The 26384-nt window shown below is 70.6% G+C and carries 17 protein-coding genes and 1 pseudogene; 7 read left to right on the top strand and 11 right to left on the bottom strand.

Annotated features, from left to right (window positions below):
• Positions 1-786: 786 nt before the first annotated feature.
• The 3 genes from ACQPZW_RS04725 to ACQPZW_RS04715 form a co-directional block, all read right to left on the bottom strand.
• Positions 787-2139 carry an MFS transporter gene (locus ACQPZW_RS04725; RefSeq protein WP_433793608.1) on the bottom strand — a complete coding sequence of 451 codons (1353 nt, stop codon included), beginning with the start codon at positions 2137-2139 and terminating at the stop codon, positions 787-789.
• Between the two features lie 471 nt (positions 2140-2610).
• Positions 2611-4365 (bottom strand): aa3-type cytochrome oxidase subunit I, encoded by a 1755-nt coding sequence (ctaD, locus tag ACQPZW_RS04720; protein ID WP_433793607.1) that lies wholly within the window; start codon positions 4363-4365, stop codon positions 2611-2613.
• Positions 4366-4477: 112 nt separating this feature from the next.
• Complete coding sequence (locus ACQPZW_RS04715) at positions 4478-5584, bottom strand: FAD-dependent monooxygenase (RefSeq protein ID WP_433793606.1); 1107 nt, start codon at positions 5582-5584, stop codon at positions 4478-4480.
• A 361-nt stretch (positions 5585-5945) separates the two neighbouring features.
• On the opposite strand from ACQPZW_RS04715, the pseudogene ACQPZW_RS04710 reads away from it, so the two are divergent.
• Both ACQPZW_RS04710 and ACQPZW_RS04705 read left to right on the top strand, forming a co-directional pair.
• Positions 5946-7012: pseudogene (locus ACQPZW_RS04710) on the top strand (DNA polymerase ligase N-terminal domain-containing protein).
• Positions 7013-7141: 129 nt separating this feature from the next.
• The gene (locus ACQPZW_RS04705; RefSeq protein ID WP_433793605.1) at positions 7142-8515 is read left to right on the top strand and encodes an MGH1-like glycoside hydrolase domain-containing protein; all 1374 of its coding nucleotides are present in this window, start codon (positions 7142-7144) and stop codon (positions 8513-8515) included.
• 76 nt (positions 8516-8591) lie between these two features.
• On the opposite strand, the gene ACQPZW_RS04700 is transcribed toward ACQPZW_RS04705, so the two are convergent.
• The 5 genes from ACQPZW_RS04700 to ACQPZW_RS04680 all read right to left on the bottom strand — a co-directional run bounded on the left by ACQPZW_RS04700 (position 8592) and on the right by ACQPZW_RS04680 (position 17055).
• Positions 8592-9677, bottom strand: a complete 1086-nt coding sequence (locus ACQPZW_RS04700) for an S-(hydroxymethyl)mycothiol dehydrogenase (RefSeq protein WP_433793604.1) — start codon at positions 9675-9677, stop codon at positions 8592-8594.
• A 52-nt stretch (positions 9678-9729) separates the two neighbouring features.
• Positions 9730-10209: a MarR family winged helix-turn-helix transcriptional regulator gene (locus ACQPZW_RS04695; protein WP_433793603.1), complete on the bottom strand. Its 480-nt coding sequence runs from the start codon at positions 10207-10209 to the stop codon at positions 9730-9732.
• Positions 10210-10438: 229 nt separating this feature from the next.
• Complete coding sequence (locus ACQPZW_RS04690; RefSeq protein ID WP_433793602.1) at positions 10439-10828, bottom strand: cupin domain-containing protein; 390 nt, start codon at positions 10826-10828, stop codon at positions 10439-10441.
• Positions 10829-10847: 19 nt separating this feature from the next.
• Positions 10848-12521: an EAL domain-containing protein gene (locus tag ACQPZW_RS04685; protein WP_433793601.1), complete on the bottom strand. Its 1674-nt coding sequence runs from the start codon at positions 12519-12521 to the stop codon at positions 10848-10850.
• 337 nt (positions 12522-12858) lie between these two features.
• A complete protein-coding gene (locus ACQPZW_RS04680; RefSeq protein WP_433793600.1) occupies positions 12859-17055 on the bottom strand; it encodes an AAA domain-containing protein in 4197 nt (1398 codons plus the stop codon).
• 109 nt (positions 17056-17164) lie between these two features.
• Between ACQPZW_RS04680 and ACQPZW_RS04675 the strand changes: the two genes are divergently transcribed.
• Positions 17165-18040: a hypothetical protein gene (locus tag ACQPZW_RS04675; RefSeq protein ID WP_433793599.1), complete on the top strand. Its 876-nt coding sequence runs from the start codon at positions 17165-17167 to the stop codon at positions 18038-18040.
• A 463-nt stretch (positions 18041-18503) separates the two neighbouring features.
• Here the strand turns inward: ACQPZW_RS04675 and ACQPZW_RS04670 are convergent, their stop codons facing one another.
• The 3 genes from ACQPZW_RS04670 to ACQPZW_RS04660 form a co-directional block, all read right to left on the bottom strand.
• A complete protein-coding gene (locus ACQPZW_RS04670; protein ID WP_433793598.1) occupies positions 18504-19172 on the bottom strand; it encodes a hypothetical protein in 669 nt (222 codons plus the stop codon).
• Between the two features lie 721 nt (positions 19173-19893).
• Positions 19894-20349: a hypothetical protein gene (locus ACQPZW_RS04665; protein ID WP_433793597.1), complete on the bottom strand. Its 456-nt coding sequence runs from the start codon at positions 20347-20349 to the stop codon at positions 19894-19896.
• A 179-nt stretch (positions 20350-20528) separates the two neighbouring features.
• On the bottom strand, positions 20529-20915 hold the full coding sequence (locus ACQPZW_RS04660) for a hypothetical protein (RefSeq protein WP_433793596.1): 387 nt from the start codon (positions 20913-20915) through the stop codon (positions 20529-20531).
• A gap of 158 nt (positions 20916-21073) precedes the next feature.
• Here ACQPZW_RS04660 and ACQPZW_RS04655 point away from each other — a divergent pair, with 158 nt between their 5' ends.
• The 4 genes from ACQPZW_RS04655 (at position 21074) to ACQPZW_RS04640 (ending at position 26334) form a co-directional block, all read left to right on the top strand.
• Positions 21074-22378 carry an AAA family ATPase gene (locus ACQPZW_RS04655; RefSeq protein ID WP_433793595.1) on the top strand — a complete coding sequence of 435 codons (1305 nt, stop codon included), beginning with the start codon at positions 21074-21076 and terminating at the stop codon, positions 22376-22378.
• Between the two features lie 15 nt (positions 22379-22393).
• Positions 22394-23398 (top strand): beta family protein, encoded by a 1005-nt coding sequence (locus tag ACQPZW_RS04650; protein ID WP_433793594.1) that lies wholly within the window; start codon positions 22394-22396, stop codon positions 23396-23398.
• A gap of 19 nt (positions 23399-23417) precedes the next feature.
• Positions 23418-24266 carry a bifunctional DNA primase/polymerase gene (locus tag ACQPZW_RS04645; RefSeq protein ID WP_433793593.1) on the top strand — a complete coding sequence of 283 codons (849 nt, stop codon included), beginning with the start codon at positions 23418-23420 and terminating at the stop codon, positions 24264-24266.
• Positions 24267-24564: 298 nt separating this feature from the next.
• Complete coding sequence (locus ACQPZW_RS04640; protein ID WP_433793591.1) at positions 24565-26334, top strand: GAF domain-containing SpoIIE family protein phosphatase; 1770 nt, start codon at positions 24565-24567, stop codon at positions 26332-26334.
• The last annotated feature ends 50 nt before the right edge of the window (positions 26335-26384 follow it).

Here is a 26384-nt window from a genome sequence, read left to right as displayed (position 1 = left end):
CATGCCACCAGTGCACGCGAGGTTCGCCCTGTTGCCGAGGTGTTTGTCGTGCACGGCCCTTGGCGTCGGCCCAGGCCACGCCGTCGCCGGACAAGCGCGCCGGGGTTTCTCACGGCTTCGCCCTGACCAGGCAAGATGCACGACTCAGTTCGCGGATGTGATCCTGACCTGCGCAACGTGGGTCGGCGGATCCGACGGCCGGCGCGAGTCGCCGGCCTGGGACATCGTCGCGCCTCGATGGTGACGGCGGCTTCAACCCGCGGCGCCGACCTCCCTGTGGAGGGCTACACGACTGCCAACGGACGACCCCGTAGGAATTGGTCGATGGCTTACCTGCTTCGGAGACCCTGTCGTGCCTCGGGCGAGGAGTCGGGCCGGAGGCATGAGCCGAATGAAGGGCATCTTGCAGAGCCGGGCCCGGCAGACGGCCCGGTTACGGCCGGGGCGCTGACGAACGCGGGGACTGAGTCGGACATGGGAAGGCGGTGGAAGTAACAGCGGCCACTCCGCCAGCAGTACGAACCGAAGCAACTACGGCCACTCAGCCGTGACACGCGCCGAAGCGACAGCGGCCACTCGATCGGCGGCACGAACCGAAGCAACAACAGCCACTCAGCCGTGACACGCGCCGAAGCGACAACGGCCACTCAGCCGTGACACGAACCGAAGCAACAACAGCCACTCGATCGGCGGCACGAACCGGAGCAATAGGGGCACTCATTCGCCGGCACGAACCGAAGGAGAACCGAAGGAGAACCGAAGGAGCACCGAAGGAGCAGCGGCCGCTCAGTCGGTGGCACGAGCTGAAGTGACAGCGCCCGCAGAATCGGCGGTGTGAACAGGACGACCGGCAGCGGCTGAATCAGCACCATGATCGGAAGGATCTGCGGCGACTGGCTCGGCGGTGTGGGCGGGCGGAGCGGCGACAGAGCGTTCGGCGGCGGGCGGTGGAGTGGTGGCAGGGACGAGCGTGTCACGACGGTGGCGTAGCTCGGTGGGCAGAACCAGGAGAGCGACCAGCACACCGACCGCGCCGACCGCCACGAAACCCCACGCCGGGCCCCAATTGTCGATGGCGAGGCCTGCCAGCGGGGCACCGCACGCGACGCCGACGGTGAGGGCCGAGTTGTGCAGGCCCATCGCCTCGCCTCGGGCGCCGGCCGGGATCAGGCGGCTGATGGCGTCGGTGCTGGCGGTGATGGTGGGAGCGCACAGCGAGCCGGCCGGGATCAGCAGGAGTGCGAGCAGAGCCCAGTGGTCACCGACCAGGCCGACCGGGATGGTGAGCAGCGCCATCGGGGTGAAGAGCAGCAGCATCGGCACACCGCGCTTGACCATGCCGTAGAGGAAGCCGCCGATGAGGGAGAAGAGCGCCCACAGCGACAGGACGAGGCCCGCCCACTCGGTCTGGCCGGTCTCCCGCAGGACGGCGACGACCGCCACGTCGGTGCCGGACAGGACCAGCGTGGCCGCCATCGTGACGGCGAGGATGGCGACGAAACGGGGCTTGAGCCAGCTGCGCCGGGGCACCCGCTCACCGGAGACGGGCGCCTCGTGGGCGGCTCGGACCGGTGGGTCGAGCAGCCACAGGCCGACACCTGCGAACAGGATGCCGACGGCCAGCATGATCATCGCGAAGCGGGAGCCGGCGGTGGTGGCGACCAGCACGCCCAACGCGGGACCGGCCATGAACGACAACTCGGTGGTCATCGAGTCGAGCGCGAACGCGGGCAGCCGATGCGACTCCGGGGTGAGGGCGGCGATCGCCTGCCGGGCCACCGAGAACGCGGGCAACGCGAGGAAGCCACCGACCGCGGCCACCGGGAGCAGCGCCCAGTAGGGCAGAGCCTGTGCCACCAGCCAGAAGACGACCTCGGCCACCGTGGTCAGGACGAGGACGGGCCGCAAACCCCATCGGTCGATGAGCCGGCCCATCACCGGAGCACCGATCGAGCCGCCGATCGTGGAGGCCGCACCGACCAGCCCGGCCGCACCGTAGGTGAGGTGAAGCCCTTCGACGACGTGCAGCGTGAGCACCACCGCAGCCGCCGCGATCGGAATGCGGGCGAGCGTGGCGACGACCAGAACCGACGTGATCTTCGGCAGGGCGAGTGTTTCGCGGTAAGGCGTGAGCGACATGGTGGATCCTGACCTCCACCGCACATCCTGCCGTGGGGGTACGACACAACGCCAACCACTTCGAGCCCCGACCCGGCATTCGAGCGCCCGGTGTGACGAGCGACGCATCGCAGGCCAGGATGACCTTCCGAGCCAGGTCGCGGCTCCAGGCCACCACATCAGGAGCGCTTCTCGCCCCACTCACAGAATCAGCGCGAACCGGGCTGAAGGGCACAGGTCAACCGAGAACAGGTCCGACAAGGCGCAAGACCGACAAGAACAAGACCGAAGGGGCGGAGGAACGACGAGAACAGGACCGAAGGGACGCCAGACCAGAAAGAACGAGATCGACGGACCGACGAGAACAAGACCGACGAGACGGAGGACCGACGAGAACGATGGCGCCTGGGACAAGGGGTGACGGGAACAGGAAAGACGGAATCGGCCCGCACTCGGAATGAGTGCGGGCCGATCACGGTGACTTGCGTGCGATCAACGATCGCGGTCGGTGGCCACGTCTTCCTGGTAGGTCGCGCCGCCGTCGGACTCCGCGGTGAGCGGCCGGGCGCCACCCTCCGGCGGGCCGGCCAGCGAGTGTCCCGCGGCGAGCTCCGGGAACTTCACGTCGAAGGCCGGGCGCTCGGAGCGGATCCGCGGCATCCGGTCGAAGTTGCGGAGCGGGGGCGGGCTGCTGGTGGCCCACTCGAGCGAGTTGCCGTGGCCCCACGGGTCGTCGGCGGTGACGAGCTTGCCGACCTTGTACGACTTCCACACGTTGTAGATGAACGGCAGCGTCGACAGGCCGAGGATGAACGAGCCGATCGTGGAGAACGTGTTGAGGAAGGTGAAGCCGTCGGCCGGCAGGTAGTCCACGTACCGGCGGGGCATGCCCTTGGTGCCGAGCCAGTGCTGCACCAGGAACGTGCCGTGGAAACCGATCATCGTGAGCCAGAAGTGGATCTTCGCCAGCTTCTCGTCGAGCATCCGGCCGAACATCTTGGGGAACCAGAAGTAGATGCCGGCGAACACCGCGAACACGATCGTGCCGAAGAGCACGTAGTGGAAGTGGGCGATCACGAAGTACGAGTCGGAGACGTGGAAGTCGATCGGCGGCGAGGCCAGCAGCACGCCGGACAGCCCACCGAACAGGAACGTCACCAGGAAGCCGACCGCGAAGAGCATCGGTGACTCGAAGCTGATCTGGCCGCGCCACATGGTGCCGATCCAGACGAAGAACTTCATGCCCGTCGGGACCGCGATCAGGAAGCTCAGGAAGCTGAAGAACGGCAGCAGCACCTGGCCGGTGGCGAACATGTGGTGCGCCCACACCGACATCGACAGCGCGCCGATCAGCAGCGTCGCCGCGACCAGGCCCTTGTAGCCGAAGACCGGCTTACGGCTGAACACCGGGATGACCTCGGTGATGATGCCGAAGAACGGCAACGCGATGATGTAGACCTCGGGGTGACCGAAGAACCAGAACAGGTGCTGCCACAGCATCGGCCCGCCGGTCGCCACATCGAAGACGTGCGCACCGAGCACCCGGTCGGCGGCGAGCGCGAACAACGCGGCCGCCAGGAACGGGAAGACCATGACCGCCAGCAGCGCGGTGACCAGCATGTTCCACGTCATGATCGGCATCCGGAACATGGTCATGCCCGGGGCCCGCAGGGTCAGGATCGTGGTGATCAGGTTGACCGAGCCGAGGATCGTGCCGAGCCCGGACAGCGCCAGCCCGACCACCCACATGTTCCCGCCGACGCCCGGCGAGTGCAGGCTGTTGCTCAGCGGCGTGTAGGCGAACCAGCCGAAGTCGGCGGCACCACCCGGCGTGAGGAACCCGCCGATGGTGATCAGACCACCGAACAGGTAGAGCCAGTAGGCGAACGCGTTGAGCCGGGGGAACGACACGTCCGGCGCGCCGATCTGGATCGGCACCACGTAGTTGCCGAACGCGAACACGATCGGCGTCGCGAAGAACAGCAGCATGATCGTGCCGTGCATGGTGAACAACTGGTTGTACTGCTCGGGTGAGAGCAGCTGCATGCCCGGCCGGGCCAGCTCGGCGCGCATCAGGAGGGCCATCAGGCCACCCAGCAGGAAGAACACGAAGGCCGTGATCATGTACATGATCCCGATCTGCTTCGCGTCCGTCGTGCGCAGGATCCGAGCAAACGCCGAACCCTTGACCTGCCGCCGCACCGGGTATGGTCGGGTCGCGATCGGCGACGGCGCAACGGTCGTCACGAATTGCCTCCGTTGTCTCGTTCGTCCCTCTCGGGTTTCCCCGATGATCGGGCGTACCTCGGTGGCAGAATAGTCCCCCGTAGTCGTTCGGCCGTCGCGGGGTGACCAAACGTCAGACCGGCGACACCAGCGCGCGGTAGTGATCGGTGAAGAGGCGGGCGCCACGACGGCGCAGCATCGGGTCGCGCAACGGCGGTGGGACGTCGCGGGCGCGGTCCCGCTCGCGGGTCCGCTCGCGCACCTCGGTGCACCGGGACCGCCGGCGATCCTCATACGCCCGCAGCGCCGCCGGGATGTCGGTGGAGGAGGAGCGCAGCTCCTGGCCGAGCACCCACCCGTCCTCGAAGGACATCGCCGCGCCCTGGGCGAGCGTCGGAGCGGTGGCGTGTGCCGCGTCGCCGACGAGCACCACCGGGCCGGTCGACCAGGACGGCAGGACCACCTCGTCGGTCCGCGCGACCTGCACCTTCTCGATCTTGTCGAGGATGGCCGGGATCGGGCCGCCCCACGAGCCGAAGAGCTCGCGCAGACGCTCTTTGGGATCCTCCGGGTTCGGCGAGTCGGGCGCGGTCTCGTCGGCGTAGCAGTACAGCCGGCGGCCACCCATCGGCATGACGACGAACGCCGAGCGACGGCCGAGCACCGCGGTCCAGTCGGTGAGCGGCGGGCCCCCGGTGACGACCGACCGGTAGACGATCTGCCCGGTCGGCGTGGCCGCACCGCCGAGGCCGACCTTGTCGCGGATCAGCGAGCGCCGCCCGTCGGCGCCGACGACCAGGTCATACTCCGTCACCGCGCCCGTACCGAACTCGACCTTGGCCGCGCCGTCGACGATCTGCACGTCGCGCACCTCGGTCTCGAAGCGGACCTCGCCGCCGACCCCGGTGAGCAGGACCTGCTGGAGGTCGGCCCGGGACAGGGCGCGGGACTCGCCGACGCCGGACCACAGCCCGGCCACATCCATCTCGAACAGATCGCGGCCCCGGGTGTCGAGGAAGACCTGCCGGAAGATCAGATCGCCGAGCGGGCGCAACGGGACGTCGAGGCCGAGCAGCCGGAGGGCACGCGAGGCGTTGCCGGGGAGATAGATGCCGGCCCCGGGCACCACGGTGGCGGGCAGCGCCTCCACCACCTCGGGCCGGAAGCCGGCGACGCGCAGCCCCCGGGCCGCAGCCAAGCCGGCGATGCCGGCGCCCACCACGAGGATGCGCAAGCTCATCACACCAACGCTTTCTTGTCGATGGATACGCGTGGGAGCCAGAACATTACCCCCCGCAACCGTCGCGGGGGAACACCCGCGATCAGGCTCAGGTCCGATTTGGGCGGGATCTTAGGTTGTGCAACCCGTGAGGACAGTCTCCTGTGGCATGACGGGCACCTCGATGGTCACGGCGGCGAAGGCCCGCTCGGCCCGGGCCAGGGCGACCGCCCGACGACGGGCGAAAATACGGTGGAGGGAACGCGGGGAGCGGTTCATGGCGACAGCCAACCACCGGGGTACGACACTTTCGGCTGACGACCCCGGCCGCAGCGAGTTACACCGGTGTATTTCTGTCGTACCCGGGGCAGACAATCGAGGCATGACCGACCGACTCGACGAGTACCGGCGTAAGCGCGACGCCCGGCGCACCCCCGAGCCGGTGCCACGGAGCAGCCCGCGGATCACCGGCACCAAACGGTTCGTCATCCAGCAGCACCACGCGCGCAGCCTGCACTGGGATGTCCGGCTGGAGCGCGACGGCGTGCTCGTCTCGTTCGCCGTGCCCCGCGGTCTCCCCCGCGACCAAGCCCGCAACCACCTGGCCAGGCACACCGAGGACCACCCCCTGGAGTATCTGGCGTTCGCCGGCGAGATCCCCTCCGGGGAGTACGGCGGGGGCCGTATGACGATCTTCGACCGGGGCACCTACGAGGCTGACAAGTGGCGTGACGACGAGATCGGCGTGACCTTCCACGGCGAGCGCACCAACGGGCGTTACGTCTTCTTCCAGACCGGCGACCGCGACTGGATGGTCCGGCGGATGGATCCATCCGAGCCGGGCTGGGAGCCGATGCCCGAGGAGGTGGCACCGATGCTGGCGACCCGGCTCGCGGGGCTGCCACCCGACGACGCCGACTGGGGATATGAGATGGCGTGGGGCGGGCGGCGCGTCCTCGCGTACGTCTCGGGGGAAGGCTTCGTCTCATCGACGCGACCGGGACCGATGTGACCAGGTGGTTTCCGGAAATCCGGCCACTCGGGCCGGCGCTCGCGCCGATCGAGGCCGTGCTCGACGGCGAGATCGTCGCCTTCGCCGGCGCCCGTCCGGATCCCGGCCTGCTGGCCCGCCGCGAGGCTCCGAAGGACGCCGCCGCGGCGAAACGTGCCGCCGAGCGGACGCCGGCGCAGTTGCTGCTGTATGACCTGTTGTGGCTGGAGGGTCACTCCACGGTGGAGCTGGTTCGCTACGCCGAGCGCCGCGAGCTGCTGGAGAGTCTGGCGCTGACCGGCCCGCACTGGCAGACGCCACCGTTCTTCGCCGGTGGGGGCGAGTTCGCGTGTGAGGCCGCCCGCGCGCAGGGCCTGCCGGGGATCGTCGCGAAACGCCTGGACTCCCCCTATCTGCCCGGCCGCGCGAGCCGCCTCTGGAGGAGGATCGAAGCCTGACGAGAAAACCGGCACCCCGGTCTACGGGCTGCCCGCCGGCGACGCCAGAATGCGTGCGCCCGTTCTCCTGGCGCCGGCGGCGTGCCGGCCGATGATCCGGGCGGCCCAGTGGAAAGGCGCGTTGCCAGCATGCACCCCGTCCCGTCCCCGACCGCGCCCGTCGTCCCGGAGATGTGCGCCGAGCTGTGGCGCTCGGCCGCCGGGGTGCTCGACGCCAACTGGACCGGCCGCCACACCGTCCCGTCGCGGACGCTCTATCCGCACCAGTGGAGCTGGGACACCGCGTTCACGGCGATCGGCCTGGCCTACGTCAACCCGGCCCGGGCCTGGCGTGACCTGCGGAGCCTGTTCGAGGCGCAGTGGCCGGACGGCCGGGTGCCGCACATCGTCTTCGACGCGGAGATCCCGGAGGACGCCTACTTCCCGGGGCCGCGGTTCTGGAACGTGCCGGCCTACAACGGCCGGCCGGCGCGGGGCAGCACCGGGCTGGTCCAGCCGCCGATGCACGCGCTCGCCGCCTGGGAGGTCTACCGTCACGCGGCCGCGCACGGGGCGGACGCCGTCCAGCAGGCCCGCATCGAGCTGGGCTGGCTCTATCCCCGGCTGGTGGCCCAGCAGGAGTTCCTGGGCGATCGGCGGGACGCGGGCGGCGGTGGGCTCGCCTCGATCGTGCACCCGTGGGAGTCGGGGCTGGACAACAGCCCGGCCTGGGACGACGCCCTCGCCACGGTCCCGGCCGACCTGCGGCTGCTGGACACCTACCACCGGCGCGACCTGGACGTCTCGGACGTCACACACCGGCCCACCGACACCGACTACGCGCGCTATCTGGGGCTGGTGGAGAACTACCGGGACGGCGGCTACTCCGACACCGACCTGGCGGAGCGGCACCCGTTCGTCGTCGAGTGCCCCGGGTTCAACGCCGTCCTGGCCACCGCCGAGCTGGCGCTGGCCCAGATCGCCGGGGTGCTCGGCCGTCCCGGCGAGGCGCGGCGGCACCGGGAGCACGCGCGGGGCATCACCACGGCCATCGCACATCGGCTCTGGGATCCGGAGACCGACTTCTTTCACGCCCTGGATGTACGGTCGGGGCGCCGCACCCGGGCACGCAGCATCAGCGGCCTGCTCCCCCTGATGCTCCCGGATCTCGACCGTGGCCGCGCCGACGCGCTGGCCGAGGAGGCGAAGTCGCCCCGGTTCGGGCTGCCCGCACCCAGTTACGACCGGACCGGGCCGGCCTTCGACGATCGCCGCTATTGGCGCGGCCCGGTCTGGGTGAACGTGAACTGGCTGCTGCGCCGGGGTCTGCTCGTGCACGGCCGGCACGACGACGCGGAGCACCTACGGCAGGCGCTGGTCCGGCTGGTGCACCGCAACGGCCACTACGAGTACTTCCATCCGGAGGACGGCGGTGGCCTCGGCTCACCGGCGTTCAGCTGGACCGCCGCCCTCTGTCTGGATCTGCTGGCCGACCGGTCCGCGCCGGCCTACGCCCGCTCGTAGAAGACGAGCCGTCAGAAGACGAGCCCGTAGAAGACGAGCCCTCAGAAGACGAGCCCTCAGAAGACGAAGACAACTATCAGAAGATGACCACCGAGCGCAGCACGTCGCCGGTGTGCATCTTGCCGAACGCCTGCTCGACCTCGTCCAGCGCGATCTCCTCGGTGACGAACGCGTCCAGGTCGAGCCGGCCCTGCTTGTAGAGCTCGACCAGCATCGGGAAGTCGCGGCTGGGCAGGCAGTCGCCGTACCAACTGGATTTGAGCGCACCACCGCGGCCGAAGACGTCGAGCAGCGGCAACTCGATGGTCATCTCCGGGGTGGGCACGCCGACGAGGACCACCGTGCCGGCCAGATCGCGGGCGTAGAAGGCCTGCCGGTACGTCTCCGGGCGACCGACCGCCTCGACCACCACGTCGGCGCCGAATCCACCGGTGAGGTCCTGAACAGCCTTGACCACGTCGGTCTCGCGGGCGTTGATCGTGTGGGTGGCCCCGAAGCCGCGGGCCCACTCGAGTTTCCGGTCGTCGGTGTCGATCGCGATGATCGTGGTGGCGCCGGCCAGGGCCGCGCCCGCCACCGCGCCGTCGCCGACACCGCCGCAGCCGATCACCGCGACCGAGTCGCCGCGCGTCACGCCGCCGGTGTTGATCGCCGCGCCGAGACCGGCCATCACGCCGCAGCCGAGCAGGCCGACCGCGGCCGCCCGGGCCGACGGGTCGACCTTGGTGCACTGGCCGGCGTGCACCAGCGTCTTCTCGACGAAGGCGCCGACGCCGAGCGCCGGGGACAACTCGGTGCCGTCCTCCAGGGTCATTCTCTGCTTCGCGTTGTGGGTGGCGAAGCAATACCACGGTTTGCCCTTGTTGCAGGCCCGGCAGTTGCCGCAGACGGCACGCCAGTTGAGCACCACGAAGTCGCCGGGCGCCACGTCGGTCACCCCGTCACCGACGGCCTCCACCACCCCGGCCGCCTCGTGGCCGAGCAGGAACGGGAACTCGTCGTTGATCCCGCCCTCGCGATAGTGCAGATCGGTGTGGCAGACCCCGCAGGCCTGCACCTTGACGACCGCCTCGCCCGGTCCTGGGTCGGGGACCACGATGGTGGTCACCTCGACCGGCTTGCCCTTCTCCCGGGCGATCACGCCCCGCACCCGCTGACTCATACCCGCACATCCTTCACCGGTCGGTGGTCCGATCAGGACAGCCTTCCAGATCTCATCGGGAAAGGGGACGGGATCGCACCTCCAGCGGCGTCTCCAGCAGAGACTCGGCGAGCTTGGTCAACTGGCGGACCTGCGCGGTCGTCAGCCGGTCGAAGATGAGCTGCTGGACCGCCTCGGCGTGGCCGGGCGCTGATTCGGTGACCTTGTCCCAGCCGGCCTCGGTGAGCACGGCGATCTGGACCCGGCCGTCCTCGGCATCCCGTTCCCGGCGCACCCAGCCCTTCTCCTCCAGGCGGGCCACCACGTGGGAGAGCCGGGAGAGCGAGGCACTGGCGCGTTTGGCCAGCTTGCTCATGGCCAGGCGCCGGTCCGGAAGCTCGGAGAGGGTCATCAGGACGAGATAGCCCATGTGGGTCAGACCGGAGTCGCGCTGCAGCTGCGCCTCCAGTGCGGCCGGGACCCGGACGAGCACCTCGACCACCTGCCGCCAGGCGTGCTGCTGCTCGTCGGTCAACCAGCGGGGCTCGTCCATCCTGGCAGGTTAGTGGCGATCGACCGTTACGGTAGTGACCGGACAGGTGAGATCCAGCCAAGGCGTTACGGATGGCCCACTGATTCGATCGACTTCCGTGAACTTTGGCAGGTAGGCTGTCCGGGGACTTTAACCCCTGAACACGGCGCCGGAACCGGCTGGCTGGGGGGCCTCGGCCGGTTCCGGCGTCGTGACCTCTGACCGAGGTCACCGTGATTTGACGTCCGAGTCACTCGGTGGGCGGTTCGTCCTTGCCCGCCTCCTCGAGCGCGTCGGCCTCCTCCTTGGTCTTGTGCACCGCGCCGTCGGCGTGCTCCGGCGGACCGTAGACGGTGTAGAGGACGAGCGGGTTCGGGCCGTCGTTGAGGAAGTTGTGCTTGCGGCCGGCCGGCACCACCACCAGGTCACCCTGCTGGACCTTGCGGGTCTGGCCGCTGACCACGGCCTTGCCGACACCGCTGACGAAGGTCAGGATCTGGTCCACCTCGTGGACCTCCTCGCCGATCTCGCCGCCCGGCGGGACGGTCATGATGACGAGCTGGGTGTGCTTTCCGGTCCAGAGCACGCGGCGGAAGTCGGGGCTCTGTTCAGCGACAGTGGCAATCGTGAAGTGCTCCATGCCCCCGTCGTTACCCAGGTCAGGACTTTCGCAATCGGCCGGGGACGACGGGCGACGGGCGACCGATCAGATAGCCCTGTACGTAGTCGACCCCCAGCTCACGCAACATCCGGAGGGTGGCCTCGTCCTGCACGAACTCGGCGACGGTGTGGATGCCGTACGCCTGGCAGACCTGCACGAGAGCCCGTACCAGAACCTGGTCCTGTGGGTTGTCGACGAGATCCACGACGTACTCCCCGTCGATCTTGACGAGGTCGATCGGGAAGAGCCGCAGGTAGCGGAAGGACGCGTAGCCGGAGCCGAAGTCGTCGAGCGCCAGCCCGCAGCCGAGGTCGCGGACCCGGTCGGCGAACCGGCGGGCCTCGCTCAGGTTGCCGATCAGCGCCGTCTCGGTGATCTCGAAGGTCAGCTGAGCCGGGTCGACCCGGTAGCGCTCCAGCAGCTTCTCCACCTCGTTGGTGAGCCGCGGGTCGCCCACCGACCGGCCGGAGAGGTTGACCTGCAGGCAGAGCCCGGGCTGCTCGGCGGCGAGGCGCATGGCCCGCTCGACCACCCACAGGTCGATGTCGAAGATCGCGTCGAGCCGCTCGGCCGCGTCCAGCACCTGGATCGGCGACTGCGGCCCGTCGGTCTCGTCGAGCACCCTCAGCAGCAGCTCGTGCCGGGTCACCCGGTTGGTCTGCAGCTCCAGGATCGGCTGCGAGTAGAGGGTGAACCGGTCGGTGCCGAGCGCGTCGGCGACCCGGCTGCGATACGAGCCCTGCCGGTCCCGGACCGGAACCGGGTGCGCGACGAGCGTGATAGCCCGCTCCGCTTCCCGGGACTGCCGCCACGCCTGCTCGGCATCGATCAACAGACCGTGGCTGCCGGCCTCGGCGTCGCGCTCGAAGCGGACCAGGCCACCCCAGCAGTGTGAGTGCTCGCTGAGCGCCGCGATCAGGTCACGGGCCTGCTCACGGGCGGCGCGCCAGGTGGTCCGGGAGAACAGCACGCCGATCTCGTTGGGCCCGACCCGGCCGAGCAGGTACTCCGGGCGGGCCCGCTCCTCGACCAGACGGGCGGCGCGGTGCAGCAGGTCGGCGTTGTGGTCCGGGCGTCCCTCCTCGGCGGTGTCACCGGACTGGACCCGGACCACCAGCAGGGCGCCGCCGTCCCCGCGCAGCGCACGGTCGATCTCGTCGGCGAACCGGGCGCGGATCAGCAGGCCGGTCGCCGGGTCCGGCTCGACCAGGGAGGCCTGCACCGTCTCGCCGCGCCGGGTCAGCCGGGCCGACTCGCGGCGGGCGCGCTCGCGGGCCGAGACGTCACGGACGGTGCCGCGGATGCCGCGGACCGCGCCGTCCGGGCCGGCCATCGGCTCCAGCGTGCAGTCGATGTCGAACCAGCCGCCGTCGGCGCGCATCAGCCGGACGGTGGTGTGCACGGTCTTCTGGCTGGTCCAGGCCTCGGTGATGGCGCCGAGCGCCTTGGCGTGGTCGTCGCGGTGCACGTGCCGGGCGAGGATCTGCCGGGTCTTGCCCTTCTCGGCGGGGATGCGGCCGACCATCGCGGCGAAGGCGGGCGACCAGACGATCTGGTCACCGGCCGCGGTGTACGTGAACCAGGCCGCCCGTTCGTCGGCCGGCTGCCGTGGCTCCGGGAGCGCGGGTGTCGACGTGGCGGTCCATCGCTCCCGTTCTTCGGGCACCGTCATATACCGCCACCTCCCCCTTGCGCACGGCCGCTCCTCCTGTCACCCAGGACCCCTCACCTATTACGACCTGTCACGGGGCCGTAGTAACAGTGGACGTAGGCGTCAAACTTTTACCGAATCCGCAAGCAAGGCCAGGAGCAGGGAATTATCGCCCATCCAGAGTAACGAAACAACCGAATGGATGACCTCGTTCCCCCACATTTACGTCGAAATACCCTCGCCTTCTCCATGACAGACAGTCACTGCGAGTGTTTGCTGTGGAACCTTCCGCATTTTCCTACCCGCTCGGCACCGTCCACATGCACCCAAAGCAGTCGTTGATGCACACGGCGTGAGATCAGACGGGAGTGATCTCCAACTCACCTATACGTTGCCAGACCGGACGCATCGCCACCTCGGGCTCCCGGGCGAAGACGCTGCCCCGGATCCGCACGAACACACAGTTGCCGACCCGCTCCAGCACCGACTGACGGCGCATGTCGCTCTCCCACTGCTCCGGCCCCTGATAGGCGTCGCCGTCGCACTCGATCGCGAGCCGCCGCCCGTCCGGCGCGTTCAGCACGAAATCGATCCGGTAGGCGCCGATCCGGAACTGCGGGATCGGCCGGAAACCCCGGCCCACCAGCAACTGCAGAACCTCACGCTCGAAGTCGCTCTCGCAGTGCGCGGAGGGATCGGCCGTCGCTGCCTCCGAGGGCAGATCGATGGCGTACGACAGAAGCCGTCCCCTGGCATCGTCGGCGAGCAGAGCGCCCGGCCGCACCGAGTGGAAGATCCACAGTTGGTCGCGGGCCCGGGACGCCGCCACGTTGATCCGCCGGTGGTAGTCCCGTTTGGTGAACGCGGCGACCCGCGGATCCTTCTCGGACACCACCATCGACACCAGCACCACGTCCCGCTCGTCGCCCTGGAACGTGTACGCGTCGCCGACCCGCAGCCGCCGAGCCTGGATCTCGTCCTCGCCGATCGCCTCGTGCAACTGCTCCAACAGGTAGTTCGCCTGCCCGCTGCTGCTCAGCAGGCTGATCACGCCGATCGTCCTACCGTCGTAACGCGGATCGGCGACGATCTTCGTGACCCGCTCGACCAGCGCGGTGGCCTCCTCCAGGTTCACGTCACCGAAGCCGGCGATCGTCTGGCGCACCCCGTCGGCGCAGTGCACCGTCTGGATCGGCGGCAGCGCGGGCCGGTCCGCCCGCAACGGCCTGATCTTGCCGTCGTAGTAGTGACGTGACGAGAACTCGATGATCTGCGGGACGCTGCGGAAGTGCTCGGTCAGCAGGATCCGCTCCGGCGAACGGCGTACCGCATGGTCGTAGAGGGACGACTCGGGGTCGAAGTGCTCGGCCGACGGCACCCCGGTCAGATGGCGCCTGATCAGGCCCTCGACCGATCCGACGAACCCCAACTGCGGGCCGATCTGCTGGTCGTCGCCGACCACCACGGCCCGCTCGGCCAGCGACAGCACCGGCAGCGAGAACAGGTCGGCCTGCGACGCCTCGTCGACGATCACCACGTCGAACCGGGCACCGCCGGCGAACTGCTCGATCGCCCGGTCCACCGACATGACCCAGACCGGCACCGCGGTGACCGCCGACTCCATGGCCCGCTGCGCGTGCGCCTGCCAGGTCGCCGCGCTCCGCCCCGTGCCCTTGCCGATCTTGCGCAGCGCCGTGGTCCAGTCGGCCAGCGCGGCCCGGCGCCGGTCGTCGAGCGCCCGGGACACCTCCAGCCACGCCGACGCCACCACGAGCTCGCCGGTCAGCCGCCGGATCCGGTCACGGGCCCGCTCCACCCGCCGGGCCAGCACGGCCGGATCGACCTCACCGACCACCCCGTCGAACCAGGTCTGCGCGCGACGCCACTCCCAGGCCTCGAGGCACGCCTGGCCGGAGACCACCGGGTGCTCGCCGCCGCCGATCTGCGCAGCCCATTCCGGCGCGGCCACCGCGAGCCGGCGGTACGCGGCGTCGAACCGCATCACGTCCGGTTGCAACAGCACCAGCCGGCGCACCTCGGCGATCGCGTCGTCCCAGCCGTCCAGCGTCCTCCACGCCTCGGCCAGGTGCGGCCAGACCGCCACCCGCTCGGCGACCGCCCGGTCCTGGGCGACGGTCCGCTCCATCGCGAACACCTCGGCCAGGGTCTCCAGCACGTCGGCCACCCCGGCCAGCCGGGCCGCGTCCACCGACAGCTCCCGCTGCGGCATGAGCACCGCGATCCGCCGGGCCAGCGGCGGCCACCGGTTCAGGTCGAAGTCGAGTGACTGCTTCGCGTCGGCGAGCAGACCGCCGGCCCAGATCTCCGGATCACCCCAGCCACCGGCCGGTTCCGGGATCGCCAGGCGCTGCACCCACTCGAACCAGGCCTCACCCAGCCGCTGGCGGGCCTGGCCACGGCGCACCGCCTTCTGTGCCACGTCGACGTCGGCGACCGTGCGCAACGGCTCGCCGTCCACCCGCACCTCATCGGCCAGGCGGTACAGCCCCGGCTGCAGGATCCGGCTCAGGCCACGGCCCGCCTCGAATCGCTGCCGGATCTCGGACAGACGGGTGAACAGCAGTTTCGGCTCGGCCAGGATCGGCTCGGGCATCGTGATCCGGTGGCCGGCCACCTCCCGGGTCAGCACGGCCAGCTCGGCGAACAGGTTCTCGGTGGCGACCACCTGGTCGTTCCAGATCGTGCGCCAGTGCGCGTCGTCGAGCAGCCGGCCCAGCCGGTCGGTCCAGGTCCCCTCACGCCGGCGCAGCCACGCCACGGCCTCACGGACCTCGGTGAGCAGGTCGGTCATCCCGGAACGGCCCTCTGCGCGTACCCCCGCCAGGTCGACGCCCTCGTCCGCCAACCGCGACAGGCTCGCCTCGGTCCGCGCCATCCTCTCCCGCGACGCAGCCGCCGCCGCGGCGTCCGGAAGGTCGGAGATCTCCGGCAACGGCCGCATCGCGGCCGACCGGTCCTCCGGCGACAGCCGGGCCGCCAGCTTCAGCAGCGTGGCGAACTCCTCGATGGTCAACGGCGCCGGGCCCGCGATCGGGTCCGGAATGCCACCGTGCGCGGCCGCCCGCTCCCGCAGCCAGCCGCCGACCTCGGCGGGGAGCAGGGCAACCCCACCTATCTGGTACGTCTGAGCCTCGCTCTCGGCGATCAGGCGCAGTCCCGCCATCGCCGCGGCCAGCTCCCGCTCCGCCTCCTCCAGGTTGCGGGTCAGCCGGTCCACCCGGCGCTCCTCGGCCGCCTTGTCCAGCGTCGCCGCCCGGTCGGAGAGCTCCCGCGCCGCCAGCTGCAACTGCACCAGCTGATCGGTGGTCCGGCCGAGCACGGCGAGACACAGCGGCTGCACCTCCTCGGGCAGCCCGTCGCGCAGCACCCGCAGCGGCTCCTCCTTCTGCGCCACCACCAGGACCCGCTTGCCGTTCGCCATCAGATGACAGATCAGGTTGCGGATCGTGTGCGTCTTGCCGGTGCCCGGCGGGCCCTGCACGGCCACGTTGCGGTGATGCGCCAGGCGGCGGGCGATCGACTCCTGCGCCTCGTTCGTCGGCAGCGGCATGAGCAGCCGCTCCCCGACCCGCTCCCAGGACTCCGGTGTCTCGTCCGGCATCAGCAGGCGGCTCGGCTCATGCGCCACCACCGCGGCCAGAGCGCCGACCCCGCCCTCGTTGCCCGCACTGGTCAGGCGGTTGCGCATGTTCTCCAGGAACCCGCGCAGGTGACGCTGGCGCGGACGGGCGAAGAGGACGGCGACGTCGCGGACGAACGCCTCCGCCGACGGCTTCTCCTCGGCGGCGCCCACCACCGTGCGGTCGAACCCCAGTCTGGTCAGCGCCCGCTCGAACAACTCCCGGCGATCCGTGTCGCTCCACAGATCCACCTCGACCGCGCCACCCGGGCCGGTCAGCGCCGACAGCTGCGCCAGATGACGGTCGTCGAGCCCGGCGAGCGCCTCGGTCTGCAGCCGGGCCGGGCCGGCCGGAGAGACCGTGATCAGGGCGCGGTCCGCGTCATACTCGATCAGGACCGGCGTCGCGACCAGCGGATAGCGCACCCGCACGCCGTCGATCGCCGTCTCCAGGATGCCGTGGCCCCAGACCAACTCGGTGGTGGCGGCCGCCATGTCCAGCTGATGCATCCGGTCGAACAGGCGCCGGTGCAGGTCACGAGTCTGCTCGGCGGTGGCCGTAGCCAGTGACCAGGGCCGCCACACCTCGTCGCGCCAGGTGTCGAAGTCGGCGCCCGCCTCGTCCAGCCGGGGCTCCTCACCGGCTGTCACCTCACCCCGCAGCCGACGCCGCAGTGTCGCCGGCACCGGCGCCGGGCCGGGCAGCTCCGGACGGCCCACCCGCAGCCACGAGGAGTCGTCCGCGGCGGGGCCGGTCCGGCAGTCCGGATGGTCGGGAAGATCGTGCAGCCAGTGCGCGTCGGACGGCACGGTCCGGGCCGGACGCTCCATCTGGGCCCGCACCGCGAGCAGGTAGTCGGCGACCGCCACAGCCCTGTCACGGATCGTGGTGGGCGATTCCCGCTGGTCGGCCATCTCCGGAGTGTAGGGCCTGTCTGCGCCTCACGTTCCGGGGCGGCGCGAGGGGTTCCGGAACCGCTAAGGTGTCGCCGCTGATCTTGCAACGAGGGTCCTGGGGAAGCACGTGAATCAAGGTTGGGCGGAGCGGGACGACAACGGGCACTACTGGCCCGGGCAGCCTCCGACACTCCCGCCGGCGTACTACCCGACACCGGCCGACCCGCTGGTCAGCCCCGACTACGAGGGGTGGTGGCGGCGCGGCGCCGCCCTGGCCCGGCAGACGTGGCGTCAGGTGCTGGCCGTCCACGCGATCGCCACCGTGCCGGCCACCGCCCTCACCCTGCCAGCCGGCCTCCGGCTCGCCGAGGAGACCGCCGCCCTCCGCATCACCCCGGGCCGGCTGCCGGACCTGAGCGGCTACCTGTCGGCGGTGTGGCAGTTCACCGCGGTCAGCATCGTCGCGAGCCTCTTCTCCGCGGTCGCCGTGGCCGTCAGCGTCCAGTTGGTCGTCCTCGCCGCCACCGGCCGGAAGGTCAGCGTCGCAGCCGCGTTCGGCGCCGGCGTCCGCCGTGCGCCCGCCGTCATCGGCTGGGGGTTCCTCGCCGCCTTCGTCTTCGTCGGCGCCGCCCTCGCCTGCTTCCTGCCGGTCTTCTACGTCGGCGCCGCGCTGATGATCCTGCCCGTGATCGCCACCCTGGAACCGGGCTCCGGCATCGGCCGGGCCTTCACCCTCTTCCACGCCGACCTCGGCAGCTCCGTCGCCCGGGTCGCCACCCTGGCCGGCATCAGCATCGCCGGCCTCGTCGTTTTCGCGGCCGTCGGCGGCGTCCTCGAGCTGATGATCGGCGGCTCCATCGGCGTGATCGTCTCCACCCTCACCACCGGCGCCGCGGGCCTGGTCATCGGCATCGTCACCACACCACTGCTGGTGACCACCTACGCCGACATGCGAGCCCGGCGCGAGCCCTTCTCCACCGCCTACCTGGCCCCGCCCGTCTGATCCCTCCGGGCAGACCTTCCACCCGTCGCCTCTCGCCCTCGCCGACCCGGCATCGTCCGCCCCACCCGCGGCCGCCGGCCGCCCGCCCGATCCCCCTTGGCCACGCCCGCCACCGGCCTGATCCCCGTTGCGGCCCACGCCCGCCGCCGACCCCGTGGCCGTTCGACCCACGCCCACCGCCGACCCGATCCCCCCTTGGCCCACGCCGGCCGCCGGTCCCGTCGCCGCCGTTCGGTCCGGCAGGGGTAAGTTTTGCCTCGACCGCCATGAGACAGCCTTCATGACGAACCGGTACTCGATCTCCGGCCGACGGAATCTCGGGTCACATGTTGAACCGGACCGGCCGAAAGGCCGGTCCGGTTCGCGTTGGGCGGGCTGGCGGCTGGCCCGCCTTCCGCCGGGTGGGTCGGGGTGACCGACACCGGCCGGGCTCGGGAACGGGCGGGCCGGTCCCGGAGCGCGGTCAGGGGAACTGCATACGCCGCGGGCGCGGGATCACCGGAGGCGGCAGCGGCAGATCGTCGAGGTGACTCCAGCTCAGCATGCCGTTGTCGGTGGACTTGATCTCGCCGAGGCAGGCGCGGAGCAGACCCAGGTTGGGCGCCCCCGCGTAGCCGGCGATGACCACCTCCGGTTGCGGCGCGATCCGGGCGATGGCCCCGCAGATCTTGGCGACCTCCCGCTCGTCGACCGCGTCCAGCGGCAACGGCGCCTCGACCGGCGAGCGGCGCCAGGGCGGCCCGAACCGGCGCAGCAACTCGCGGGCGAGACGACCGAATGAACGGCCCACCTCGGCGTCGCGCATCGAGAGCCGTGCGGACTGGCCGTAGCACCAGGGCACCACCACATGACCGTTGATCAGAACCAACTGGTACACCGAGCGCGGCACGCTGATGATCTCCGCACCCGGCAGGGTCCCCAGGAAGAGGACGAGCTCTTCATAGGGAAGAGGCCATCGAGGGTTCGCCAGCACACGCTCCATGGTCTGGGTCATGGCTGGGTGAGCGTGGACCTCACGATCGATCGCCGTGCTCAAGGCCTCCGGCACCCGAGTCCACAGCTCGTCTGCGATCTTGTCGCCGAACTGCTCGATCAGCCAATCACTCGGACCGACGAGAACGTCTGGACGCATTTCCCCACCACCACCGTCCGTGATGCCGACGTCACTGCTGGCTAGAAGAGTTGCACTTTCATTGATCGACTGGAAGGGGGAAGAACGAGATCACAACAACAACCGTGAATGAAATCGAACATGTCGATCAGCACTTGGCCACAACGATGAGGCGGCAGGCCGGCGAGAGGCAGAACATGCAACTTGCGCGGCGGCGCACAGGCGCAAGTTGCATGCCCGTTTCGCTATTAACCGGTACCCGATATTCAAGCGGAGAGATATTTCCGAGCGGTGACGAGAGCGCAAACAATGCTTCACAGCACGTGATCAAGTACTGCTTCACCAGCGGGTCGACGCTCCGGCGGTCGACCGCCGGATCACCGCCGCCGAGGCGAGAGAGTTGAAATGAATTACAGTACGCGCGTCCCTTTTCACGTGAACCGCGGCGACGAACGCGTGGATCTTGCCTGACCCGAATGGGACAGCCGTCAAGTGTCAGATACCCGTCAGATCACCATCGGAGACGTCGAGGTCGGCGGGGAAACGCTCTCCCGGCCATGATCAATTCTTCGTCATCAGTCCGACTTATCGGAACGTTCGCTTCTAAGCGCTTCGCACCTTTCGCAGCTTTCCTGAGCCACTAACCATCGCTACGAAGATCCAAACTCACCGGCGATGGATTTCCGGCAGACGCCGAAAACGCACGGATCGATTCCGGCCAGACTGTTCGGCACGCCGTCAATCAGCTGTGCGCGGCCGGCTGAAATGGCAGCCACGTCTCTCGGTCCTCGGCATACGGAGTGACGTTCTCCGGAAACCAGACGAGCTTCTCACCACCGTCCGCAGCGCCGAGCAGGAAGTCGTAACCACGCACCAGCGCGACCGGCACCGGCGACGCCCCGGCCAATTCGGTGAAGAGCGCACGCGCCTCGGCCAACTGGCGCCCTCGGTCACCGATGGTGATTCCCAGGTCCAGCACCAGGGGGAACACGTCGAGGAACGAGGGCTCCCCCGGGTCGGCCAGTTCATTGGCGCGCAACTCGCCGCCGACCGCGCCGCCGTCCGGCAGTGGGCGGGACAGGAAGGTCTCCCCGCGCCCGCCCCGGATCACCGTCATGCCGACGGCGGGCCCGATCGTCGCGGCGAACTCCACCGCGCTGTGCTCCGAATGGAAGTACACGTGCTCTTGCGTGGACAACGCCTCGGTCCTCTCCGTTCCAGGAATCAGGGTCGACTTGCTCAGGACGGCCGGTGCCGGGATGGGCCGCCGGCCAGGCAGGGGTAGGCCACTGGCTGGCGCCGGGATAAGCCGCCGGCCAGGCAGGGGTAGGCCACCGGTCTGCGCCGGGGTGAGCCGCCGGCGGGGCCGGGGACGCCTTACGCACCCCGCGGGCGGGAGGTGTCCGAATCAGCCGAGCCCTCGACGACGGAGACGTCCGCCCCGCCGATCTCCGAAGCCACGGCCGCGACCGCGGCGACCAGAGCGACGTGGGCCGCCCGCAACGTCGTCACGATCTCCCGGGCGGTGACGGCCGCGGCCCTGTGCCGGATGCCCTCACCGAGGTCGAGGTCGAGATCGAGAGCGGTCAGGTCACCCGCGGGGCCGGCGGTGACCGTGACCAGTCCGTCCGGACTTCGCGAGGTCTCGGAGAGCTGTGCCAGGCGCGTCTCCAGCTCCCGGGTGTGGGCCGCGCGCTTCTCGATCGCCCCACGCCACTCGTCGATCAACCGCTGGTCGCCGGTGAAGGCCCGTCCGTCGAACATGCCGCCTCCTCATTCATCGTGATGACTTCGCAGCAGACGGTAGCGAGATCGGCGTACCCCTGGGGAAGGCCTGTGGATAACTACTCTCCGCACACCTCACGGGCGCCGCGTCGGGGTAGCCGCCCGGTTCTGTCGGAGGTTGGCGCTACCGTGCCGGAATGGGTTCGCACACGCTCGCCAGCCCGGCCGAGGAGGCCGCGGCCGTCATCACGGCGGTTCTCCGTGATCTCACCACGGGTGATCATCGTGGGGTGGTGGTCGATTCGCCACCGGGCGCCGGCAAGTCGACGCTGGTGGTCCGGGCCGCCGGGGAGCTGGCCGCCACCGGCGACCCACTGATGATCGTGGCACAGACGAACGAGCAGGTGGACGATCTGATCGAGCGGCTCGGGGCGCGGTCACCGGAGCTTCGCGTGGGCCGCCTGTCAGCGGTCGACTACGAGCCGACGCCCCGGGTCCGGGCGCATCCGGGCTGCCGGGTCGCGGCCAAGGTCGCTGATCTGGGGTCGCCGCCGGTCACCATCGGCACGGCGGCCAAGTGGGCCACGGTCACCGACGGCACCTGGCCGTGGGCGATCGTCGACGAGGCGTACCAGATGCGCTCCGATGCTCTTCTGCGTGTCGCGCCCCGGTTCGCACGCGCTCTGTTCGTCGGTGATCCCGGCCAGCTCGATCCCTTCTCGACGGTGGAGGTGGAGCGGTGGATCGGCCTGTCCTGGGATCCGATGCAGAGCGCGGTGGCGGTGCTGCTGCGGCACAATCCGGACCTGCCGGTGCATCGTCTGCCGGTGTCGTGGCGACTGCCCGCGTCGGCGGCGCCGGTGGTGGCGCAGGCGTTCTACCCGTTCACCGGGTTTCGTTCGGGGACCGGGCCGGGTGACCGCACGCTCGCCTTCGAGCGGCCGGGGCGGGACGCGTTCGACGCCGTGCTCGACTCGGCGGCCACCACGGGCTGGGGGCTGCACGAGCTGGCGGAGCGGTTCACCGTGCGTACCGACGCGGAGGCCGCCGCCGCCTGCGCGACACTCGCCGCACGTGCGCTGGCCAGGGAGGGCGTCGCGTCCTCGGAGTCCGGCACCGGCCGGCTGACGCCGGATCGGATCGCGGTCGGGGCCGCCCACCGTGACCAGGTCGCGGTGATCCGATCGCTGTTGCCGTCGGAGGCGGCCGGCATCACGGTGGACACCGCCAACCGCCTGCAGGGGCGGGAGTACGACCTGACCGTGGTGCTGCATCCGCTCTCCGGCAGGCGTGACGCGACCGCCTTCCACCTGGAGTCGGGCCGCCTCTGCGTGCTGACCTCGCGGCACCGGCATGCGTGCGTTGTGGTGGCGCGGGCCGGCATAGCAGAGCTGCTCGACGCGCACCCGTCGACCGAGCCGGTGCACCTGAATGTTCCCGTGAAGTTCCCGGACGGATGGGAGGCTAATCAATCGATGCTTGCCCATCTATACCGTCCGTGACGCTACCGTTGACGAATGAAGCGCGACCGGGTCTACCACCCGATCCTGCGGCCCCGTCGGGGCGAGTTCACGGCTCTGGCGCACCTGTCGGCACACGAGTCCGAGCGGATCGTCCCCATCGTCGAGCTGGAGCCGGACGGTGTCGTCCTTCCGCTGGTCCGCGAGCTCCGGCCACGTGTTCGCGCGCTGGCCGTCGACTTCGGAGACGTCCCCGAGCAGACCGCCGGGCCGGAGCCGCTCGCCGAGCGGCTGAGCGGCCTCGGACTCGCCATGATCCCGGTGATGCGACCACATGAGAGCAGCCTGCGGCTGGCCGGGCACGGCCGGGCCGCACGACTGCATCAGCGCGGCGCCGTGCTCCGCCTGCGGCCGCACGCGGATGCCGGCAACCCGGTCGAGGCGGACGCGGTCGCCGGGCGGCTGCTTCGTGCCGCCGCCCTCGACCCGGGCGAGGTCGACCTGCTGATCGACCTGGCCGAGACCGCCTGCCTGGCGCACGCCACCGCGGTGGAGGACCGGGCCCGCCGGGTGCTGCGCTGGGCCCGGGAGACGCCGTGGCGTTCGGTGAGCGTGGCGTCCGGCGCGATGCCGCCCGATCTGGACGGCCTGCCGACCGATCGGCCGGTGGCGCTCGGCCGCCTGGACGCGCGGGTCTGGGAGCGCCTCGGCGACCCCGGCCTGGGCTATGCCGACTACGGAGTCACGTCACCGGTGCGGCGGCGTGGGGTCCGGCATCACCGTCAGCTTCCGACCTTGCGGTATACGACGGCGACGCAGTGGTGGATCTACCGCTGGGCCCGGCGGGGTGGGCGCAGCGACGACCGGTGTCACGACCTCTGCCGCACGCTGGTGTCCTCGCCGCAGTGGCCGTCGACCGGTGCCCGCTTCTCGTGGGGCGACGCCGAGATCGCGAGACGTGCCAGGACAGCGCGGGGCGCCGGGAGCTCGGCCAGCTGGATCGCGTGGGGCACCTCCCACCACATCGCCCACGTGCTGCACACCCTGCCGGACGGAGGCTGATTGTCGTACGCTTGTTCTAATGTCGCTTACGGTCGCCCTCGCGTATGCCCGGCACGGCGTCCCCGTCCTGCCGGTGCACACGCCTGACCTGACCGGCGCCTGTTCCTGCGACAGAGGGGCCCGATGCGGGCGTTCCGGCAAACATCCCCGCCTCCGACACGGGCTGTCCGAGGCGTCGACCGATCCTCATCAGATCCGGCTGTGGTGGACGTTCTGGCCACGCGCCAACGTCGGCTTGCGTACCGGGGTGGTGATGGATGTGGCCGATGTCGACTCGGCGGAGGGCTGGCACGGGCTGCGCCACCTGCTCGGCGGCGACGTCCCGCCCGGCCCGCAGGTGCGCACCGGGTCGGGCGGCCGCCATCTCTGGTTCCGCCCCACCGGCTTCGGCAACCGGGTCCGCCTGCTGCCGGGCCTGGATTGGCGCGGATCCGGCGGCTACGTCCTGGCCCCGCCGTCACGGCACGCGAGCGGGGGCGACTATCGCTGGATCCAGCGGCCCGCGGTGGCCCTGCCGGCCGGGCCGGCGCCCCTGGTGACGCTGATCGCGGGCCCACCACCCGAGCCGGTCCGCCGGCGGTTGCCGGCACACCCGGACCGCTACGCGGAGGCGGCACTAGACGCCGAGACCGGCCGGGTCGCCGACGCCGTGCCGGGCACCCGAAACGACACGCTCAACCGGGCGGCCTTCGCCCTCGGCCGCCTGGTCGGCGCCGGGCTGCTGGACGAGTCCGAGGTCCGATGGGAGCTGACGGCGGCGGCACGCCACGCCGGTCTCGGCTGGACGGAGATCCGTCGCACCATCCGCTCCGGTCTCACCGCGGGCCGACGCCAGCCATTCGGCCACCGACCATCCAGCGCCGCCTGAAACCCGCAGCCCAAAACCAGACAACCTATTCTGTACGGCCACGAAGAGCACCGTGGCCACCTCGCGACGTCTCCCCGGCGCCGGGCCGCAGCGCGACCGCCGGGCTGCCACCACAACCCCGACCGAAGGGTGGCTGGCGGGGCGGCCCCCGCAATCTGGGGTGGGTCGTCCTTTCGGGCGGGTCGAAACGGATGATCGGGTCACCGCGGAAACGGTGCGCATACACCTGCCGCCGGTAGCCTGACGGTCGAGACCGCGGGGGGCGATGGTGCTTCAGTGGGGCCTGACCGGTGCAGCTGTGCTCGCTGATCCGCCGCGTCTGCGATCGGTGCGCCGGATCATCGCGGGTCCGGTGCCGGATGACGCCTTCAACCGGGTCGCGATGCTGGTGCACAAGCTGATCGACGCTCCGATGGGTGTGGTCTGCCTGGTGGACGAGGACCGGCAGGTGCTGGCCGGCCACGTGGGGGTGCCGGAGCCGCTGGCCTCGGCGCGGGAGATGCCGCTGACCCACTCGTTCAGCCGGCATGTGGTGATCGCCGGTGAGATGCAGGTGGTTCCGGATGTGCGTGACGACCCGCGGATGTGCGACAACCCGATGATCGACGAGATCGGCGCGATCGCCTACGTGGGGGCGCCGATCACCGATCCGGACGGGTTGATCGTCGGGGTGCTCTGCGCCATCGACCAGGAGCCCCGGGTCTGGACGCCGAGTGAGATCGCCCTGATCGGCGAGCTGGCCGAGGTGTGTTCGTCCGAGGTGTGCCTGCGGATCGCCCGGATCGCGGCCGAGGAGGCCCGCCGGGCCGCCGAGTCGGCGCATCATCAGCTGGAGCTGCTGGCCGAGCTGACCGAGTCACTGGCCGCGACGATGGACGTGGAGGAGGCGATGCGCCGGCTCGGCGGCATCGTCACGGCGGCGCTGGCCGACTGGTGTGTGGTGGCGGTCGCCGACGATCCGGGTGGGGCGGCGCGTGTCTCGGCGGCGCACTGCGACCCGGACCGGGCGGCCGACATGGCCCGGCTCGCCGAGCTGGCCGCCGGCTCCCACGCCGACCTGCGGACGATGATCCGCGCGGTACGGGCACGGGGCCGTCCGGTACGGTCCGCGGACGGTGACGCCGAGATGCGGAGCCGGATCAGCGACGCGGAGCTCTCCGAGATCACCGCGCGGGCCGGATTCGGGGCGTCGATGATCGTGCCCGTGGTGTCGCCGGTGCGGAGGCTGGCGCTCGGCGCGATCCTGCTGGTGAACCGCCCGGATCGGCCCGCTTTCTCGGCCGCCGAGGAGTGGACTGCGGCCGAGGTGGGCCGGCGCGCGGGTCTCGCCGTGGAGAACGGCCGGCTCTACCGGGAGCAGCGGCACGTCGCCGAGGTGCTGCAGCGGAGCCTGCTCACCGAGTTGCCGGTCCTGCCGGGGATCGAGCTGCACGCCCGCTATCTCCCGGCGCAGGACGGCGCGGCGGTCGGCGGCGACTGGTATGACGCGTTCGCCCAGCCGGACGGCAGCGTGGTGGTCGCCGTCGGGGACGTGTCCGGTCACGACATCGAGGCCGCGGCGACGATGGGTCAGCTGCGCAATCTGATCCGGGGCGACGCGTACGGGCGCGACGAGGAGCCGGGCGCGCTGCTCACCGCTCTCGACCAGACACTGCACGGTCTGCGGGTGCCCGCGTCCGCGACGGCCGTGCTGGCTCGCGTACGCACGTGCTGGTCGGGTTATGAGGTGGGGTTCGCCAACGCCGGGCACCCGCCGCCGCTGCTGCTGTTACCGGACGGTGAGGTCCAGGTGTGGTGGGTGCCGCCGGAGCCGCTGCTGGGCCTGCCTCCGCGGGATGAGCCGCGCACGACGGCCCGGCGGTTCGTCCCGGCCGGCTCGACGCTGGTCCTCTACACCGACGGCCTGGTGGAGGATCGGGAGCAGCTGCTGGACGACGGGATCGCCCGGTTGTCGACGGTGTTACGGGACAACGCGTCCCGGCCCGGTGACGAGCTCTGCGCCCGGTTGCTGGAGATCGCCCCGCGCCGCAGCGACGACATCGCCCTCCTGCTCGTCCGCCTGACCTGACGGAACCGAAGAGGCCGCCTGACCTGACGGAACCGAAGAGGCCGCCGGGC

The sequence above is a fragment of the Actinoplanes sp. CA-252034 genome (genome assembly GCF_050956125.1).
In the GTDB taxonomy this organism is placed as follows: domain Bacteria; phylum Actinomycetota; class Actinomycetes; order Mycobacteriales; family Micromonosporaceae; genus Actinoplanes.
This window is presented reverse-complemented; position numbering and strand designations above follow the sequence as displayed.

Bases quoted from the DNA above. Each gene is read 5' to 3' on its own strand.
- ACQPZW_RS04725 (WP_433793608.1), bottom strand. From the start codon at position 2,139: ATGTCGCTCACGCCTTACCGCGAAACACTCGCCCTGCCGAAGATCACG.
- ACQPZW_RS04715 (WP_433793606.1), bottom strand. From the start codon at position 5,584: ATGAGCTTGCGCATCCTCGTGGTGGGCGCCGGCATCGCCGGCTTGGCT.
- ACQPZW_RS04705 (WP_433793605.1), top strand. From the start codon at position 7,142: ATGCACCCCGTCCCGTCCCCGACCGCGCCCGTCGTCCCGGAGATGTGC.
- ACQPZW_RS04700 (WP_433793604.1), bottom strand. From the start codon at position 9,677: ATGAGTCAGCGGGTGCGGGGCGTGATCGCCCGGGAGAAGGGCAAGCCG.
- ACQPZW_RS04695 (WP_433793603.1), bottom strand. From the start codon at position 10,209: ATGGACGAGCCCCGCTGGTTGACCGACGAGCAGCAGCACGCCTGGCGG.
- ACQPZW_RS04690 (WP_433793602.1), bottom strand. From the start codon at position 10,828: ATGGAGCACTTCACGATTGCCACTGTCGCTGAACAGAGCCCCGACTTC.
- ACQPZW_RS04685 (WP_433793601.1), bottom strand. From the start codon at position 12,521: ATGACGGTGCCCGAAGAACGGGAGCGATGGACCGCCACGTCGACACCC.
- ACQPZW_RS04680 (WP_433793600.1), bottom strand. From the start codon at position 17,055: ATGGCCGACCAGCGGGAATCGCCCACCACGATCCGTGACAGGGCTGTG.
- ACQPZW_RS04670 (WP_433793598.1), bottom strand. From the start codon at position 19,172: ATGCGTCCAGACGTTCTCGTCGGTCCGAGTGATTGGCTGATCGAGCAG.
- ACQPZW_RS04660 (WP_433793596.1), bottom strand. From the start codon at position 20,915: ATGTTCGACGGACGGGCCTTCACCGGCGACCAGCGGTTGATCGACGAG.
- ACQPZW_RS04655 (WP_433793595.1), top strand. From the start codon at position 21,074: ATGGGTTCGCACACGCTCGCCAGCCCGGCCGAGGAGGCCGCGGCCGTC.
- ACQPZW_RS04650 (WP_433793594.1), top strand. From the start codon at position 22,394: ATGAAGCGCGACCGGGTCTACCACCCGATCCTGCGGCCCCGTCGGGGC.
- ACQPZW_RS04645 (WP_433793593.1), top strand. From the start codon at position 23,418: ATGTCGCTTACGGTCGCCCTCGCGTATGCCCGGCACGGCGTCCCCGTC.